This is a genomic window from Paenibacillus sp. BK033, from assembly GCF_004345425.1.
GTDB lineage: Bacteria > Bacillota > Bacilli > Paenibacillales > Paenibacillaceae > Pristimantibacillus.
Genome location: NZ_SLVP01000007.1, coordinates 230,954 through 248,056, shown reverse-complemented (window position 1 = coordinate 248,056; position 17,103 = coordinate 230,954). Strand labels below are relative to the sequence as shown.

Genomic DNA, 17,103 nt, shown 5'->3' with positions numbered 1-17,103 from the left:
GCAGGAGAGGAGTATCCTATAACCGTATGAAAATAATCCGAGTATGGCGTGTGGTTTCCATAAGCCTATGTATAGGCATGCTCCTTATGCTTACGGGCTGCTGGGATCGCCGCGAAATCAATGACGTCGCTTTTGTGCTGGCGAGCGCCATCGATAAAGAAGACGATAGTTTCCGTGTGAGCGTACTTATTCCGCTTCCCGGAAATATGGGAAGCATGGGCGGCGGAGGCGGCTCCGGCGGGCAGAAGCCGTTCGCCATCAAGACCGAGACGGGCAAAACGGTTCGCGAAGCGGTCTCGAAGCTCCAATTCCGTCTTCCAAGACATCTGTTCTTCGGTCATCGGCGCGTTATTATCATTGGCGAAGACCTCGCAAAGACGGAGGGTGTAAAAACGGTTATCGATGCCTTGACCCGTACGCCGGAAAATCGGTTAACCGCCTTTATAGCAATAACGAAAGGCAAAGCGCTTGATGTGCTGAATGCCGACACGCGTCTTGAACGCTTCTCTGCGGAATCGATGAGGGAGCTGCTTCAATCCGAGGCTAGCGTGAGGATTTCCGTTAAGGACATTATCAGCAAAATCATCGCAGTCGGGGAGGATGCTTTTTTTCCTTATGTAGAGAAACTGAAGACAAAGGTTAAAGGCTCTGAGGCAGAGGATGTTCTTATTGAAGGCTTTGCGCTAACAAATAACGGGAAAATGACCGGAGTAGCAAAAGATAGGACGGCTATCGGCTTGCGGCTGCTCAATAAACAGTTCCGCAAATACGATGAGACCTTTAGCGACCAGGGCAATTACCTTACCGTCTCCATTAACGAGGCCCAGGTCAGAATCAAACCGGTGATCCAGAACAACAATCTCACCTTCCGTATTCATTCGAAAGTGAAGGTCAGCGTTAACGAGGATCGAAATTTGAATCGGAATTACGACGATTACGAGCAGCGTAAGCAGATCGAGCAACTAGTGATCAAACGTGTGATAGAAAATATAAATCTCGCACTGGATAGCATGCAACGTGCCAATTGCGATGCCGTAGGGTTTGGACTTCACGTATACCGTGCTTATCCTCAACTATGGACGAAGCAATACCGGAATGATTGGGATGCGGTTTTCCCTACCGTTAAATTCGAAGTGACCGCAGCGGCAAACCTGTACAGATTTGGGATGACCAGCGAAAATCTGGGAAGGAAGGATCAATAGATGGATTTAGGGTTTATTGTCTTTGCGATCGTTCTTGTGATTGGTACGGGGATTGTGAAGTGGAAAAACATGAAAGACGGATCAAGCAAGGCAATGTTTTTTGCGGTAGTGGGGATCATCGCCGTATTAATCGTTTTTTGCGTCAATCAAAAAATATACTCCATCATGAACATCACCTTTATGCGGGCCATGGTTATGGGCATTTATGTTCTAATGAGGGGGCAGGGGGTCTAGAATGCAGGACCGGATGAAAGTTACGACCATGCAGATGTCAATGCTTGTAGGATCATTGCTGATTGCTTCCAATATGAATACGATGCCTACGGCCCTTACGATGGCTTCCGAGCAGGATGCCTGGTATGCTTATTTATTTCCGATTCCGTACGGTATCTTTATGGGCTATTTACTGTGGAGGCTGATGCGCTTCAATCCGGAAAAAAACATGTACGAAATGATGCAGTATTCCTGCGGCAAATGGCTTGGCGGGCTGCTGAACGGTATACTAATCGCGTATCTAATGCTGGATTTGATTAGTCAGCTGCGCATATACAGCGACTTTTTCAGCTCTTCCATTTTGCTGCGGACGCCGCAAATCTACATTTTGCTCATGACGATGCTTCTGTTGTCCTACTATGCTGGAGGCTCCATGGAGCATTTATTCCGGACGAACGTGGTGTTTATTACGTTATTTCTTTCCCTGTTTGCCCTTACGCCGCTGCTGCTCCTAAACGAGATTGATATGCAGAAGCTGAAGCCCTTTCTAAGCGGCGGCGTAGCCCAGCCGTTAAAAGGGGGGCTGCTTGCCTTAGGCTCCTTCACGGATTTGATTATATTCGGGTCCTTCCTGCATCATGTAAGGAAGCCTCGCGATATTTATATCGCGATGAAAATGGGCGTCATTTACTCCGCTATGATGCTAACGATCTGGCTGTTTTGCGTCGTTAGCGTGGTCAGTCCGATTCTATCCTCAAGGGTGCTCTACATCGGCTGGATCCTGGTGCAGCAGATTCACATTACGGACTTCCTGGACAGAATCGACCTGTTCCTTATTTCGCTATACGTGCCTGTTCTGTTGATCAAATACGCTGCGCTGTACATAGCCATTCTGACAGGGATTGCGTCCTACACGAAGAAAAAGAAATTCGATTTCATCAATTTGCCGATGGGGATCGTGATTACTATCCTGGCGGCCATTTCTTTTGATAATACGGATGAGGTGTCGTTGTTTTACGCTTTCGGCATGCTGCCTTTATCGTTTGGCGTGCAGATCCTGTTCCTCGGAAGCTTATTTATTGGACTTGCCATTCGGAAGAAAAAAAGCATGCCGCCCGATCTGAGAATATCCGGCTACGGAATAGGGGTATGGCTGACGCTGGTCGGGGCGATCGCCTCCGTGGTTGGGGGTACGATGGTTGGCAATATGCGGGGAATTTATGGCGATATAGGTTCCACCTTGTTTATCTGCTTCCTTGTATTATGCGTCTTTATGAGCTTCAAGGAGTACGGCAAAGGAATTGAAGCAAGGGGAAAAAACAGCTAGAAATGGATAACGGCACCCTTAAGCGGGTGCCGTTGGCTTGTGTACCTTATATTTAACCTCGGCGGTTTGTATTTCATGCAGCATTAGGCTGACCGCGTGGTTCATATCCCTTGTTAATTGCAACAAGATTTATGTGAGATGATCATCTTGCGCATACTCTGGGTTGCTTTGTGTAACGGACAAAGCAGCTTGTAAGCATACTTTAAAACAACGAAAGCCCTGCCTCTCTTCCGTCCTTGCGGCTCCTAGACCGCGCCAGTGTGAATCAAAGTTCTTACTGTACGTAAGGATTGGAATTAACAGAAAAAGAAAAATCGAAATTCGAGGAAATCATGAATTTTTCTGTTTTTTGGAGGGATATACAGGGGTTAAATATAACACAACTTTTATAGTATACAATCAATCGCCAGAAAAAGCAAGGGAAAGTAAGAAACTGTTAGGTCCACTTGGCTGCCCACAGCTTCATTTGCTTCAAAATCGCATGCAGGTCTTCGCCTTTTGGCGTAAGCGTATATTCAACCGTAACGGGGACGGTCGGGAATACATGCCGTTCGAGCACGCCTTTTTCCTCCAGGTGGCGAAGCGTACTGGTCAGTGCCCGAGGGCTTACCGCCGGTATCAGACGCTGAAGCTCTCCGAATCTTTTCGTGCCGCAGAATAGCTCTCTGATCACGAGAAATGCCCATTTGCCGCCTATGACGTCCAGCGTTTTCTCGATATTGCATTCAATCGTTTCCGGTTCCTTCGGAATATAATTATTCGCGTTCATGATCATTAAAGCTCCTTTCTTTCTTAACGAGCCAAAGTTACTTCTAGTATAGTATATATAATAGAAATAATAAATTAAAAAAACATTCACTACTTTAAAAAGAATACGGCCTGGCTTACACTTAGCCTTGATAGAGATTGGGCGAGGAGGAGTCAAAGGATGAAATACAGAAGACTCGGCAGCAGCGGATTAAAGGTTAGCGAGATTGGACTTGGTAGCTGGCTTACATATGGCGACGCAACGGAGAAGGATACGGCAAGAGAATGTATCCGGTATGCGTATGAGAACGGGATTAACTTCTTTGATACGGCAAACGCCTATAACCGGGGAGAAGCCGAAAAGGTAATGGGGGAAGCGCTGAAGGAATTCCGGCGCAGCAGCTACGTGCTGGCAACCAAAGTGTATTTCCCGATGGATGCGGGTCCAAACGACCGCGGTCTTTCGCGCAAGCATATCCTGGAGCAATGCGATGCGAGCTTAAAGCGTCTAGGCACGGATTATATTGATCTGTACCAATGCCACCGCTACGACCCGGAGACACCGGTGGAAGAGACGCTTCGTGCATTGGACGATCTGGTTGCTTCCGGCAAGGTGCTTTATGCGGGCATCAGCGAGTGGACGGGCGCGCAAATTACCGATGCGGTTGGAATCGGGAAGCGTCTTGGTCTTCGCCCGCTGGTGTCGAATCAGCCGATCTATAATATGATTGAGCGTTATATCGAGAAGGAAGTGCTGCCGGTAAGCGAGAGGGAGGGCCTCGGGCAGGTCGTGTTCTCCCCTTTGGCGCAGGGCGTATTGACGGGGAAATACAAGCCGGGACAAGCTGCCCCTTCAGGCAGCCGGGCGGCAAACGACCGAACGAACTTCGTCATCAACAGCTACATGCGGGAGGATGTATTGGCCTGCGTTCAAAAGCTGGAGCAGCTGGCGGGCGAGATCGGCGGTACATTATCGCAGTTTGCCTTGGCCTGGGTGCTGCGCCAGCCGGGAGTTAGTTCCGCAATCATCGGCTCAAGCCGGCCGTCGCAAATCGAAGAGAACCTGGGGGCTACGGAACTTGTTCTGTCGGAAGAAGTTCTTGCCCGCGCTGACGAAATTCTCGCCGAGATAAAAGGGTTTGCTCCGCTTCGTTAATCGGATTTCGAATGTATTCCTTCATTAAAATAAGGTATGATGGGTTCAGGTTTTAATGAAGGGACGAAAGATCAGTTATGAGGATTGTATTGCTTAGGGGTTACAATTTCTTCTATTTTTCGATGTTTGCCATGTTTCTGTCGTTCCTGCCGTTATACTTTGCGGAGAAGGGGATTTCGGCATCCGAGATCGGGGTTATTCTCGGGACGGGCAGCATCATCGGAGTCGTCTCCCAGCCGTTATGGGGAATGATCAGCGATAAATACAAAACGGTGAAGGTTGTGCTCTTGATCCTGCTCATTGCTTCAATTGGACTTGGGATGGCCTTGTTCTCCATATCGCTTATGCCGGCAGCGTTTGCGCTCACGGCTGCGATGTATTTCTTCCTGATGCCGGCTGACCCGTTAACGGAGAGCATGAATTACCGCTTGGCGGAACAGGCGGGGATTGGTTTTGGTACCGTCAGGATGTATGGCGCGCTTGGGTATGCTGTCGCTTCCTATATAATAGGGTTTATCGGTGACCGGTACGGGATGAGCAGCTTTATGTACTTGTTTGCCGCCTATGGCGCTCTTGCCTTTTTGCTCTGCGCCATGCTGCCCGAAACGCCTGCAGCCGGTAAGCCGGTAGCTTGGCGGGACATGAGGCCATTCTTAAAGGACAAGCGCACGGTGCAATTTCTGCTGCTTGTGCTTCTGATCGCCATTCCGCACCGGATGAATGACAGCTACGTCGGTTTGTATGTGCAAAGTCTTGGCGGAGGGGTAGGCATGGTTGGATTGGCCTGGTTCATTATGACGCTGGCGGAGGTGGTATTCTTCGCTCTCATTAACCGGTTCATCAAACCGGGCAAGGAATTGCAGGTCATCTCCATAGCGGCGTTGTTCTATGTGCTGCGCTTTGCATTGTCGGCCTGGCTGGATAATCCGGTTGCCATTGTGTGGCTGCAGCTGCTGCAAGGCGTTTCGTTCGTCTTGTTTTATGCGGCATCCATTCAATATTTGTACACCTTGATTCCGGAACAATGGAAAGCAACCGGGCAAACCATACTCGCGATGCTGCTGTTCGGGATATCAAGCATCATATCCTCGACGGTGGGAGGATGGCTTTTTGACTGGATAGGAGGACCCGCTCTATACGCTTGCATGTCGGCTTTGTCGTTCATCGGGGCTTGCTGCGGCCTGCTTATCCAGCGGAATGTCAATCAAATGAAAAGGATCAGGGCAACCTGATCCTTTTTGCATATATAATAGAAGAGATTTTTTTGGAAATTCATTAATGGGTCGGAATGATGGATTCTCCGTTTTTTTGTTTGGCGCGCATATTATCGTAATCCTTAATCTTCTGCGGCATAATCTCACCGCCCGCAAACTGGTATTTCACCAGGGTGTTGAAGTCCTGCAGCCATGGAGTAAGGGAATGATTCATCCATGCTTCTTTCGCGTATTCATTAAGCTCATTCACAAAATCCATGTTGGCCGAGATGTGCACCTCCTGGACAGCCGGAGCAAGCTCCCTGATCTTTACGGCTACGGTCTGCTTCAGCTCCTCGGACAGCATGCTGTGATCATTAACCGTGAAAAGGGAATTATACGGCGTTACCAGATGACGGTTATCCCAGCGTTGACTGCCAGTGTCGTGATTGTACACGCCTTCGCTGGAACCGCTGCGGTCCTGCTCGTCGGTATGCCCGGCACTCTTGGTGCCAACTGCCGACCAATCGAGAGCAAGGCCTACATAAGCATTTTTGTCGGTGAGCATAACGATGGCCGAGCCAACTCCGCCAAGCTTGGATACTTCATTAGAGAGCTTGTTGCTGTATTCGAAAAAGGCATTGTCATGCTGGCGGGGATTGTTGGCGGAAGAAGTGCCGTACATTTTGCCCCCAAGCATTTTGGCGTCACCGGTTTTCCGGCTTCCGTAATCGTGATCGCTGCTTTGGATGTTCTTTTCGTAACCGCAGGCTGCAGTCATGCTTATCAATAAACAAGAAATCATCAATAATCCGGATACTCGTCTGTTCAAGGGAATCAGCCTCCATTCGGGCAGTTATAGGATTAGGGTTTGTAGGGAACGATGAAATATACACTTTGGCCGCCATACATAATTGACCATGGGTTTGGTGCACAATGTAGGGTAGGGAAACCGTGTGTGCAAAGCATGTTTACATTCACTTTGTCAAAGCCGCGAAACCGTGAAAAACCTGAGTTTTTGACAGCTTTGAGAACAATTTGTGAACTCTCTGTGGAACATTGACAAATAAGTACAGCAACTTTATATTTAATTAAGTGATTTAGTTCCAGTAGTTGTCATAACATCTGTGAAACACGCAGTTTGCCGCATTATTACTGAGATGTTAGCATCTGCGAAAACGTCAAAAGTGGGGTTGATTATTGATGAATCGGTGGCAGTTTTTTAGAAAGCTTGCACCGCTTCTGGCCTTGATGGTGCTCGTGCTGTCGGCATGCGGACGAAGTGACTTGTCCACGCTGAGGCCCCAAGGTCCTGTAGCGGAAGAGCAGTTCGGACTGATGAAGCTGGCGATTTCAATCATGCTCATCGTGATTGTGGTCGTGTTTGCGATTTCTTTCTATGTAATTATTCGTTTCCGCAGACGTCCCGGTGACAACACCATTCCGAAACAAGTGGAAGGTAACCATAAGCTGGAGATTATCTGGACGGTCATTCCGATCATCCTGCTGATCATCCTGGGCGTACCAACTATCCAATCGGTATTTAACCTCTCAAAGGATCACACAAAAGATCCGGAGGCGGTTAAGGTTGTTGTAACCGCTCACCAATATTGGTGGGAATTCGAGTATCCCGAACTCGGAATCAAGACTGCACAGGAATTAGTCATTCCTAAAGGCAAGACGATCTCTATCGAAGCGAAATCAGCAGACGTTCTTCACTCGTTCTGGATTCCGTCTCTTGCCGGTAAAATCGATGCTAACCCTGGAGCTAACGTTAATATTATGTACTTCTCAGCTCCGAAAGAAGGCGTTTACTTAGGTAAATGCGCCGAGCTTTGCGGACCTTCGCACGGCTTGATGGACTTTAAAGTAAAATCGGTGGACGAGGCTTCGTTTGACCGTTGGACTGCTGCATTGCAAGCTCCGGTTGCGCTTCCAAGCGACCCGGCTATTAAAGAAGCATTTGTCAGCAAATGTCTGACTTGCCACGCTGTAGGCGATCAAGGCGGTCCGGCATTCCCTAACCTGACTGGTATCGGCAGCCGTGAAACTGTCGGTGGTATTCTCGTTAACACTGATGATCCGAAATATTCCAACGAAGGTTCGACTTACGACAACCTGCATCGCTGGATTGAAGATCCGTCGGCTGTAAAACCTGGCACGCTGATGCCTAAGGTTGACCTTACTCAACAAGAGCTTGACGGAATTTCTAAATATTTATCGGAATTGACTCTCGACTATCAACAATAATCATCGGTGATTAAAGGAGGTACCTACCTTGGCTCATGGACATGCGGTTAAACGTTATTCCGGCCTGATGGACTGGCTGACAACGGTTGACCACAAAAAAATCGGTATTTTGTATTTAATCGCCGGCGGTTTTTTCTTCCTGGTCGGCGGGTTGGAAGCACTTCTCATTCGGGTTCAGCTGTGGAAACCGCTTAACGATTTCGTTAGTGCGGATACATATAACGAGCTGCTTACGATGCACGGTACTACAATGATCTTCCTTGCAGCGATGCCCGTCATCTTCGCATTGATGAACGCGATTGTGCCGCTGCAGATTGGCGCACGCGACGTTGCGTACCCGTTCGTAAACGCAATTGGTTTCTGGACGTTCTTCTTTGGCGCAGTCCTGCTGAATGTCAGCTGGTTTACCGGCGCAGCTCCGGACGGCGGCTGGACAGCTTATGCACCGCTTTCGGGCAGTACCTTTAACGGCGACCATGGTTTTGACTACTACGTACTCGGCTTGCAGATTGCGGGTATCGGTACACTGGTCGGCGGTATCAACTTCTTGGTAACGATTATTAATATGCGCGCTCCGGGAATGACGTTCATGCGCATGCCGATGTTTACATGGTCTGTATTCATTACTTCGGCGCTGATCCTGTTCGCTTTCCCTGCACTGACAGTTGGCCTTGCGGCCCTCATGTTCGACCGCGTATTTGACGCTAACTTCTTTGATCCTTCCGGCGGCGGCAATGCCGTTCTCTGGGAGCATATTTTCTGGATCTTCGGGCATCCTGAGGTTTATATCCTGATCCTGCCGGCATTCGGCGTTATATCCGAGGTTGTCAGCACGTTCTCGCGTAAACGGTTGTTTGGCTACAGCTCGATGGTCTTCGCTACGATTCTGATTGGTTTCTTGGGCTTCATGGTATGGGCGCATCATATGTTCACGACAGGTCTTGGACCGGTTGCGAACGGCTTGTTCTCCATCGCAACGATGCTGATCGCGGTACCGACAGGTATCAAAATCTTTAACTGGCTGTTCACGCTGTGGGGCGGTTCCATTAAATTCACGGCAGCAAACCTGTTTGCCGTAGGATTTATCCCAACGTTCGTAATGGGCGGTGTGACCGGTGTCATGCTGGCAGCGGCTCCTGCCGACTTCCAGTACCACGACTCCTACTTCGTCGTAGCGCATTTCCACTACGTTATCGTTGGCGGTCTAGTATTGGGCCTCTTTGCGGGTCTTCATTACTGGTGGCCTAAGATGTTCGGCCGCATGCTGAATGAAGGCTTGGCTAAGCTGACGTTCTGGACCTTCTTTATCGGCTTCCATCTGACGTTCTTCGTGCAGCATTTCCTTGGTCTGATGGGTATGCCGCGCCGGATCTGGACTTACCTGGACGGCCTTGGCTTTAACGAATTGAACTTGATCAGTACGATCGGCGCCATGCTGATGGGTCTGGGTACGATTTTCTTCCTTCTGAATGTTGTCATTACGGCGTTCAAGCCTAAAAATGCAGCAAACGATCCTTGGGAAGACGGCCGTACGCTGGAGTGGACGATTCCTTCGCCGGCTCCGGAATACAACTTCAAGCAAACGCCGCTTGTTCGCGGTTACGATGCATACTGGAAAGAAAAAATGGATGGTCATAAAGAAATGACGCCGGCCGAACCAATCGGCTCGATCCATATGCCATCCCCGTCCATTCTGCCATTATTTATGGCGATCGGCTTGTTTATTACGGGTCTCGGTCTCATGTACTCGCATGGCGAATGGGGTAAAATCGCAGGTATTGAAGCAGGATTTGTGGTAGGCGGTATCGGTCTAATCATTACATTTACTTGTATGATTATCCGTTCCCTGATCGATGATCACGGCTTCCATATCGAACCAGAAGAATTGCAAGATAAGGGGGTTAAAGCATGAGTGCACATTCCCATACTGAAGGCCAATTGCCTCATGAGCCTGAAAAAGCAACCCTCGAGGGTCGCAATAAGATTCTTGGTTTCTGGTTATTCCTTGGCGCGGAAACGGTATTGTTCGGAACGCTCTTCTCGGCGTTCCTTGCTCTCCGCGACCAGGTGCTCGACGGTCCGAAATCGCAAGAGCTGTTCGAGCTTCCGCTCGTTGCGCTTGCAACGGCTTTGCTCCTGACTTCCTCGCTGACGAGCGTATTCGCAACGCAAGCTCTTCACCTGCATAAGGTAAAGGCAATGGTCTGGTGGCTGGTCATTACGGTAATTCTCGGTCTTGGCTTCCTTGGCCTGGAGATTTACGAGTTCACGAATTACGTTCATGAAGGACATGGATTTACAACGAGCGCATTCAGCTCCTCCTTCTATACATTGGTTGGCTTCCACGGCGCTCACGTAGCGTTTGGTATCGTGTGGATCTCGCTTCTGATCGGACAATTGCTGAAGAAAGGCCTGACGGTTACAACTGCTCCAAAAGCATACGTGGCCGGAATCTATTGGCACTTTATCGACGTTGTCTGGGTATTTATCTTCACCGTCGTTTACCTGATGGGAAAGGTGGGCTAATCCATGGCAAGCAATCATACCACGGAGGAACAACGTCCGGTTCGTCATAAGGTTGAAGGACCTAAGAAACACATCGTTGCCTTTATTTTCTCGATCTTGTTGACACTGATCGCTTTTGCGGCAGTCGCCGGCGGTGAGATTAACACCGACTTCATCTACATCATTCTTATCGGCTGCGCAATCTTGCAAGTATTTGTACAGATGGCGTTCTGGATGCATATGAAGGATCGCGGCCATACGTTCGCGATAATCGGTATCCTGTTTGGCGTATTCGTTGTATTCACATGTGTCATCATGGCAGAATATTGGGCTTGGTGGTAACATTATTGCATAATTGAAAAGAGGAGGGTCCCCAACACAGTTACGGGCCCTCCTTTTTTGCAGATATTTGAAAGGAGCTGCCATCGATGCTTGGCTTACAATATTTCAGCTTTGAAGAGTTGTGGACCCCATGGTTTCTGTTCTTCATGATCGCCGTTGTGATACTCTACTTCTATTTGATTGGACCATGGCGGGAGAAGCATGCACCGCACGCGGATAAGGCAACAGTCTGGCAGAAAATCATGTTCGTGAGCGCAGCGGTCATGTTCTACCTTGTGCAGGGAGGCCCATTCAGCTTGCTGGGCCACATGATGTTTACGTTCCATATGATAGACATGTCCGTCTCTTATTTGATTGTGCCGCCTATGCTGCTGCTCTCGGTACCCGCTTTTATCTGGCAGAGAATGCTCGCTGCCCAAGGCTGGAAGAAGCTGCGCTTTATGACGCATCCGATTGCAGCAATTCTAACGTTTAATATGCTATTCTCACTGTATCATGTACCGCTTCTAAACGATTATGTCATGACCCATTTCTGGCTGCACCGCCTTGTTTATTTCATCCTGCTTGTTGCTGCCATGTTGATGTGGGCACAGATCGCGAATCCGGTTCCGGAATGGAATCGATTGACAGATCTGAAAAAGATGGCTTATGTATTTGCAAACGGCGTGTTGTTGACGCCGGCTTGTGCTTTTATTATTTTCGCTAAGGATCCGATGTATGCCGTTTATAGCGATCCCACTGTCTGGGTAAAAGCAATGGGGTATTGCGTCAATAATCCATCTCAATTGCTTGTCTTGTTCGATGGCCCGCAGTTCTTTAATATTTTGTCGAGCCCGGAAGAGGATCAGCAGCTTGGCGGTATCGTTATGAAGCTGCTGCAAGAGTTCATGTACGGCGTTATTCTGGCTTATATTTTCTTCCATTGGTTCAAACGCGAGCATAAGGACGATGATGTAACAAATGCGACAAATGAAACGCCGATTGATCTGTCCAATATGAACAAAGGCACGGTATAATAGAGCGGATAGTATGTGGCGTGCTCATTTTTAAATTGTAAGAAGCAAGAATCTTTTTTAGGTGGGATAGCATTGGACAAGTACACAATTTTTCCTACGATCAGCACGAGCTTTATCGTAATAAGCGCGATTCTGGTCGCGATCGGCTGGAATCTGGCTATTAAGCGGAAGCTCGATCAACATAAGAAAGTCATGATTGCCGCGGCTATTGCGGCGCTTATCTTCTTCATTATCTATTCGTCCCGTACCGTTCTTGTCGGCAATACGGAGTGGGGTGGACCGGATAGCTTGAAGCCTTATTACTTAACCTTCTTGTTGTTCCACATCGTTCTTGCAACGGTTGCAGCCGTATTTGGCATAACAACGCTGGTGCTGGGCTTCAGGGAGAAATACGCAAAGCACAGGAAGTGGGGAAAAGTTACTTCGGTTATTTGGTTCTTTACGGCGATTACAGGCGTTGCCGTGTATATCCTTCTCTATATGATGTATCCGGGCGGTCATACCAAGCCGGTTATTGATGCGATTTTTGGTTGGTAGTAGATGAGTGAGTATGTCTCAGAGAGCATGAGGCATACTCTCTTTTTTTATTTAAAAATGGTAAAATCTGTTGACTCTATAGCCTTACTGTGTATATACTGTGTATATGGATATACACAGTATAATGACTGTGCTTCGGAAGGAGAGGGGCATTTGAATTTACGGCAAGGAGCCTGGCATATTGCCAAGCATGAGCTTACGCGGGATTGGATGGGAATTCTGTTTACCTTTTTATTCAGTCTATATCTGGCTTTAATTACGATGGCGGTCTATAACGATACGGAGAGCGTTATGTCCTGGGTGCTGGATATGATCTTTATTGTTACTTTTCCAAGCCTGGCCTTTGTGATGAATAAGACAACCATGCGCTTCTGGCGGGAGGATACCTTCACCGGCAAGCTGGCAGAATGGCGAACGCTGCCGATTCCTCTCTCCCATCTTGTCATCGGAAGAATGCTGCAGCTGGTTATCGTGCTGGCATTGGTGCTGACGTTATTTTTCACTACGCAGTATATACTGGTTGGCCGCCTGCAAGACCAATTATCTGTCGGAGCTTATCTGTTGTTCGCATTGTTCTGGTATTTCTATGCTTTATCGATGGCCGTTTTGTACGTGTACTTTGAAATCGGGCATACGGGAAAAGCTTATGCGATGTTCTGTTATATCAGCGTTGTCGTCTATGTGGCGATTTGCGCGGTGCTTGGTTTTTTCAAAGCAGGTATCGTTCTTGGCCTACTGGACGGACTGGAGAAGGGACATTGGTGGTATACGGCGGCCGCATTCTTCGTGTGTGCAATTACCATGTACTTGGGCTATATGATTATCAAAAAGCGGCTTAAGAATCGTCACTATACGAAAAAGATTTCGGTAAGCTCCTGATTTGGAAGAAGGTGAGACTGTGTGGCTGCCAATTCATATTAACGAACAAAGCGCGGAACCGCTCTATTATCAGATTGAAGTACAGCTAAGAGCGCTAATCGTAAGCGGGCAGCTGGAGGAAGGAGCTTTATTGCCCTCCATCAGGGAGCTGGCGCAGCTGCTCAAATGCAGTGTCATTACGGTGCGCCGGGTCTATCAGGATTTGGAGAATGAAGGGCTTCTCCGGACAAAGCAAGGAACCGGAACCTATGTAGCCCGGATCGAGCAGAATGCGATGGACCGCTTCCGTCTGGACGCGGTTACGGAAGCGCTCGAGGCGGCGGTGGAAGCCGGAAAGCTAGTGCAATGCACCAGGGAAGAACTAACAAAGCTATTCCAGGAAGTGCTGGATCGAAAATTGGAGGGTGAAAGATGACCGACCATGCAGTAAGTTTGACGGAAGTAGAGCTGCGGCGGACGCATTTTCAACTGGGACCTATTCAGCTGGAAGTACCCAAAGGTTATGTGACGGCCATTGTAGGGCCGAACGGCTCCGGAAAAAGCTCGACCTTCAAGCTTATTCTGGATTTGATAAAGCCCCAAAAAGGGGAGATCAAGCTTCTGGGGAAAAACATTGCCGAGGCTGATGACTGGCAGACGAAGGCGAGAGTCGGTTTTTTGCCGGAGTTATTTTCCCCGCATGATGATAGGCTGAAGGCTTCTTCCAAGACGGAATTCGTGAAGAAGTGGTATCCCGAATGGGATGTGAACCGCTATCAGGAGCTGCTTCGGTTATTTGAGGTGGATGACAGCATCAAGCTAGGCAAAATGTCGAAGGGGATGAGGCGCAAGTATGAATTCGCTTTAATCCTGTCCCATCACCCGGAGCTTCTTCTGCTTGATGAGCCTTCGTCGGGACTTGATCCGTTAGCCTGGAGGACCATGATTGAGGTTCTTCACCGTTATATGGAGCCTGGCGACCGTACGATTCTGATGGCTTCCCATATCGTTGAAGAAGTGAAGCGTCTAGCCGATTATATCGTATTTATGATACATGGGCGCGTGCTTGGCGTATACGAGAAGGATGAGCTGTTCGGCAGCTGGCATGCTTTTTACGTGCATGGGGAGCAGGTTAGCCGCAAGCGGGTGCAAGTCATGCCGGGAAATTGCGGGATTGAGGAAGCAGGCGGAGGCATGCTCCGCGTTATTACACGCATGGCTCCTGATGCTGAGGAATGGTGCGGACAAGAGGGCATTACGATTACGCACCGGCAGGCGCTGCAGCTGGACGATATTTTGGCTATATTGGTCGAGCAGGAACGGACGCGGCTCCGGTCATAGTTAATTAGAGAATCCGAAGTGTGATCATTCTTTAAGCCTATGCTTTCGAAGTAAGAATCATCACGAACAACTAGACCTGGTTGTTTGTGTGATCATTCTTTTTAGGAGGAACAGAAAATGAAGCCATTGATAGTAGATCGGGTGCATAAGCAGTATGGGGAGAAGACAGCGGTTAACGGAATCAGCTTCGAGGTGGAAGAAGGGGAAATTTACGGCTTGCTGGGAGCCAACGGCGCCGGCAAAACAACCACGATGCGGATGGTGCTGGGGCTGATCTACCCGGACGAGGGCAGGATTTTGTATAACGGCCAGCCGTACACGCAGGAACAGCTAAAAATGCTGGGTTACTTGCCGGAAGAACGCGGACTATATCCGCGCGTAAAGGTAAGCGATCAGCTGATCTACTTGGCGCAGCTGCGCGGAATGAACAAGAAGGACGCGGATGCCAACCTTAAGCGTTGGCTGGACCGGTTCGAGGTCCCCGAATACTACGGCAAAAGAGTCGAGGAGCTGTCCAAAGGCAATCAGCAGAAAATCCAATTTATCGCTTCGGTTATACATCGACCGCGTATCGTTATTTTGGACGAAGCATTCAGCGGTCTTGACCCGGTTAACGTGGAATTATTGAAGTCTACGGTTAAGGAATTGAGGGACTCGGGTACCTCCATGCTGTTCTCGACGCACCGGATGGAGCATGTCGAAGAGCTATGCCGCAACATTACGATTCTTCATCGGTCGAATCCGGTGCTGGAAGGCAGCTTAAGAGACATCAAGAAACGTTATCCGCGGGAAAAGGTAGTCCTGCGCACGGAAGGCAATGTTACAGGCCTTGAAGGGCTGAGCGGGGTAACCGGTGTACAGAAGCATGAATACGGCTACGTAGTTGGGATTGCGGAGGAAAGCGCGGCGGCAAATATTTTGCGCCATGCTCTTGAGCAGACGACCATTCATAAATTCGAGATTATGGAGCCGACATTAAACGAAATCTTTATTAAAGCGGTAGGCGGTGATCTGCATGAATAGTTTCTGGACGGTAGCAGGCTTTACGATGAAGAACAAGTTTAAGGGCAAATCCTTTCTAATTACTACGCTGATCTTTGTCGTCATTTTATGTGTCGGTTCGAACCTGCCTTATATCATTTCTTTGTTCGATAAAAACAGCGATAAAGCAGCCAACATCGGTTATGCCATCGATGCGCGTGCTGTGGAAGGGACCAAAATCGCGGAGCAGCTGCGCCAAATGTACGCAAGCCAGGAGAAGCCGGCAATCAAGCTGATTGAGTACCCGGATACAGGCTCGACGGAGCAAAACGAAAAGACGTTGAAAGATGCCGTAGCGAACAAGAAAATTAAAGGCTATCTATTATTCGGTCCGGTCAACGAAACGGGCTTGCCGACGGTAACCTATAAATCCGAGAAGCTGATGGACGAGAAAACGTCGCAGGCGCTGGAGCAAGGCATTCAAATCGTAAAAACCGACATTGTCCTCAAGGACAGCGGATTAACGGAACAGCAAAGATCCATGCTGCTAAATCCAGTCGTTATTAATACGATGCAGATTGCGGCAAGCGATGGCGCAGGCGGAGCAGGCAATGGCAAGACCGAATCTCAGCAAGGCGTAGATATGGGCTTTGTTACTTTCCTGCTGCTGCTGCTTTTCTTCGGTATTATGGTCTCCGGCCAGATGATTGCCTCGGAAATTACGGCGGAGAAAAGCTCGCGCGTAATGGAGATCATCGTCACCAGCGTATCGCCTCTAAAACAAATGTTTGGCAAAATCTTCGGGATGTTTGTAGTTGGCCTAACGCAAATTGTAGCTTACTTGGTTGTTGTCATTATCAACATCAACCTGCCGCATAACAACTCGGCGTTTATGCAATACGATATCGATTTGACGAAGGTAGATCCGTTGCTTCTGGTATATGGCTTGCTGTTCTATGTGATGGGCTTCCTGTTGTACGCGACTTTGTTCGCAGCCGTTGGGTCCATTGTCAGCCGTACCGAGGATCTGGGCCAAGCGGTTATGCCCATTACCATGCTGTCGCTTGCTGGCTTCTACATTACCACGTTCAGCATTTCCAGCCCGGATACGACGCTTGTAAAAGTCACTTCGTTTATCCCATTCTTCTCGCCGTTCGTCATGCTGCTTCGCGTTGGTCTCGCCAACCCGCCAATCTGGCAGGTTATTGTCTCCATCGCGATCCTGCTCGTAAGCATTTATGGAGCAGGCTGGCTGTCAGCGAAGATCTACCGTACCGGCGTCTTGCTTTACGGTAAGCGTCCAAGCTGGAAAGAGCTGCGGAAAGCGATGCGAGCTTATAAGGTATAGCATGCTTAAAAATACACATTTGTCAGACTGTTCATTTATGCAGTCTGATTTTTTTGCGCTATTTTCGGTCCGAGTAACACTTCCGCT

At 48.8% G+C, this 17,103-nt stretch carries 18 protein-coding genes; 16 read left to right on the top strand and 2 right to left on the bottom strand.

The window, feature by feature from the left end; translation table 11 throughout:
* Positions 1-26: 26 nt before the first annotated feature.
* Genes EV294_RS22130 through EV294_RS22120 form a run of 3 tightly spaced genes read left to right on the top strand, consistent with a single transcriptional unit; the run spans position 27 to position 2,742 of the window.
* Positions 27-1,202: a Ger(x)C family spore germination protein gene (locus EV294_RS22130; protein ID WP_132310766.1), complete on the top strand. Its 1,176-nt coding sequence runs from the start codon at positions 27-29 to the stop codon at positions 1,200-1,202.
* On the top strand, positions 1,203-1,436 hold the full coding sequence (locus EV294_RS22125) for a hypothetical protein (RefSeq protein ID WP_132310764.1): 234 nt from the start codon (positions 1,203-1,205) through the stop codon (positions 1,434-1,436). It abuts the gene before it with no gap.
* A 1-nt stretch (position 1,437) separates the two neighbouring features.
* A complete protein-coding gene (locus EV294_RS22120; protein ID WP_132310762.1) occupies positions 1,438-2,742 on the top strand; it encodes a GerAB/ArcD/ProY family transporter in 1,305 nt (434 codons plus the stop codon).
* 436 nt (positions 2,743-3,178) lie between these two features.
* Here EV294_RS22120 and EV294_RS22115 read toward each other — a convergent pair whose 3' ends face one another.
* On the bottom strand, positions 3,179-3,517 hold the full coding sequence (locus EV294_RS22115; protein ID WP_015846857.1) for a winged helix-turn-helix transcriptional regulator: 339 nt from the start codon (positions 3,515-3,517) through the stop codon (positions 3,179-3,181).
* A gap of 153 nt (positions 3,518-3,670) precedes the next feature.
* Between EV294_RS22115 and EV294_RS22110 the strand changes: the two genes are divergently transcribed.
* Positions 3,671-4,645, top strand: a complete 975-nt coding sequence (locus EV294_RS22110) for an aldo/keto reductase family protein (RefSeq protein WP_132310760.1) — start codon at positions 3,671-3,673, stop codon at positions 4,643-4,645.
* Between the two features lie 77 nt (positions 4,646-4,722).
* Entirely contained in the window at positions 4,723-5,877 is a 1,155-nt protein-coding gene (locus EV294_RS22105) for an MFS transporter (protein ID WP_132310758.1), read from the top strand.
* Positions 5,878-5,920: 43 nt separating this feature from the next.
* Here EV294_RS22105 and EV294_RS22100 read toward each other — a convergent pair whose 3' ends face one another.
* The gene (locus tag EV294_RS22100; protein WP_132310756.1) at positions 5,921-6,670 is read right to left on the bottom strand and encodes a hypothetical protein; all 750 of its coding nucleotides are present in this window, start codon (positions 6,668-6,670) and stop codon (positions 5,921-5,923) included.
* A 371-nt stretch (positions 6,671-7,041) separates the two neighbouring features.
* Here EV294_RS22100 and coxB point away from each other — a divergent pair, with 371 nt between their 5' ends.
* The 11 genes from coxB (at position 7,042) to EV294_RS22045 (ending at position 17,016) form a co-directional block, all read left to right on the top strand.
* Positions 7,042-8,088 carry a cytochrome c oxidase subunit II gene (gene coxB, locus EV294_RS22095; RefSeq protein ID WP_015846853.1) on the top strand — a complete coding sequence of 349 codons (1,047 nt, stop codon included), beginning with the start codon at positions 7,042-7,044 and terminating at the stop codon, positions 8,086-8,088.
* 67 nt (positions 8,089-8,155) lie between these two features.
* On the top strand, positions 8,156-10,000 hold the full coding sequence (gene ctaD / locus EV294_RS22090; RefSeq protein WP_132310957.1) for a cytochrome c oxidase subunit I: 1,845 nt from the start codon (positions 8,156-8,158) through the stop codon (positions 9,998-10,000).
* Entirely contained in the window at positions 9,997-10,614 is a 618-nt protein-coding gene (locus EV294_RS22085; protein WP_132310754.1) for a cytochrome c oxidase subunit 3, read from the top strand. Before ctaD ends, EV294_RS22085 begins: the two co-directional genes overlap by 4 nt.
* Positions 10,615-10,617: 3 nt before the next feature.
* A complete protein-coding gene (locus EV294_RS22080) occupies positions 10,618-10,935 on the top strand; it encodes a cytochrome C oxidase subunit IV family protein (protein WP_015846850.1) in 318 nt (105 codons plus the stop codon).
* An 86-nt stretch (positions 10,936-11,021) separates the two neighbouring features.
* Positions 11,022-11,951, top strand: coding sequence for a cytochrome c oxidase assembly factor CtaG (gene ctaG / locus EV294_RS22075; RefSeq protein ID WP_132310752.1), 930 nt, complete (start codon positions 11,022-11,024; stop codon positions 11,949-11,951).
* A 72-nt stretch (positions 11,952-12,023) separates the two neighbouring features.
* The gene (locus EV294_RS22070; protein ID WP_132310750.1) at positions 12,024-12,488 is read left to right on the top strand and encodes a DUF420 domain-containing protein; all 465 of its coding nucleotides are present in this window, start codon (positions 12,024-12,026) and stop codon (positions 12,486-12,488) included.
* Between the two features lie 153 nt (positions 12,489-12,641).
* Complete coding sequence (locus EV294_RS22065; RefSeq protein WP_132310748.1) at positions 12,642-13,367, top strand: hypothetical protein; 726 nt, start codon at positions 12,642-12,644, stop codon at positions 13,365-13,367.
* 19 nt (positions 13,368-13,386) lie between these two features.
* Complete coding sequence (locus EV294_RS22060) at positions 13,387-13,782, top strand: GntR family transcriptional regulator (RefSeq protein WP_132310746.1); 396 nt, start codon at positions 13,387-13,389, stop codon at positions 13,780-13,782.
* The gene (locus EV294_RS22055) at positions 13,779-14,687 is read left to right on the top strand and encodes an ABC transporter ATP-binding protein (RefSeq protein WP_132310744.1); all 909 of its coding nucleotides are present in this window, start codon (positions 13,779-13,781) and stop codon (positions 14,685-14,687) included. The genes EV294_RS22060 and EV294_RS22055 overlap by 4 nt, the downstream gene beginning before the upstream one ends.
* Before the next feature lie 117 nt (positions 14,688-14,804).
* Positions 14,805-15,710, top strand: coding sequence for an ABC transporter ATP-binding protein (locus EV294_RS22050; protein ID WP_132310742.1), 906 nt, complete (start codon positions 14,805-14,807; stop codon positions 15,708-15,710).
* On the top strand, positions 15,703-17,016 hold the full coding sequence (locus tag EV294_RS22045) for an ABC transporter permease (RefSeq protein WP_132310740.1): 1,314 nt from the start codon (positions 15,703-15,705) through the stop codon (positions 17,014-17,016). Before EV294_RS22050 ends, EV294_RS22045 begins: the two co-directional genes overlap by 8 nt.
* The last annotated feature ends 87 nt before the right edge of the window (positions 17,017-17,103 follow it).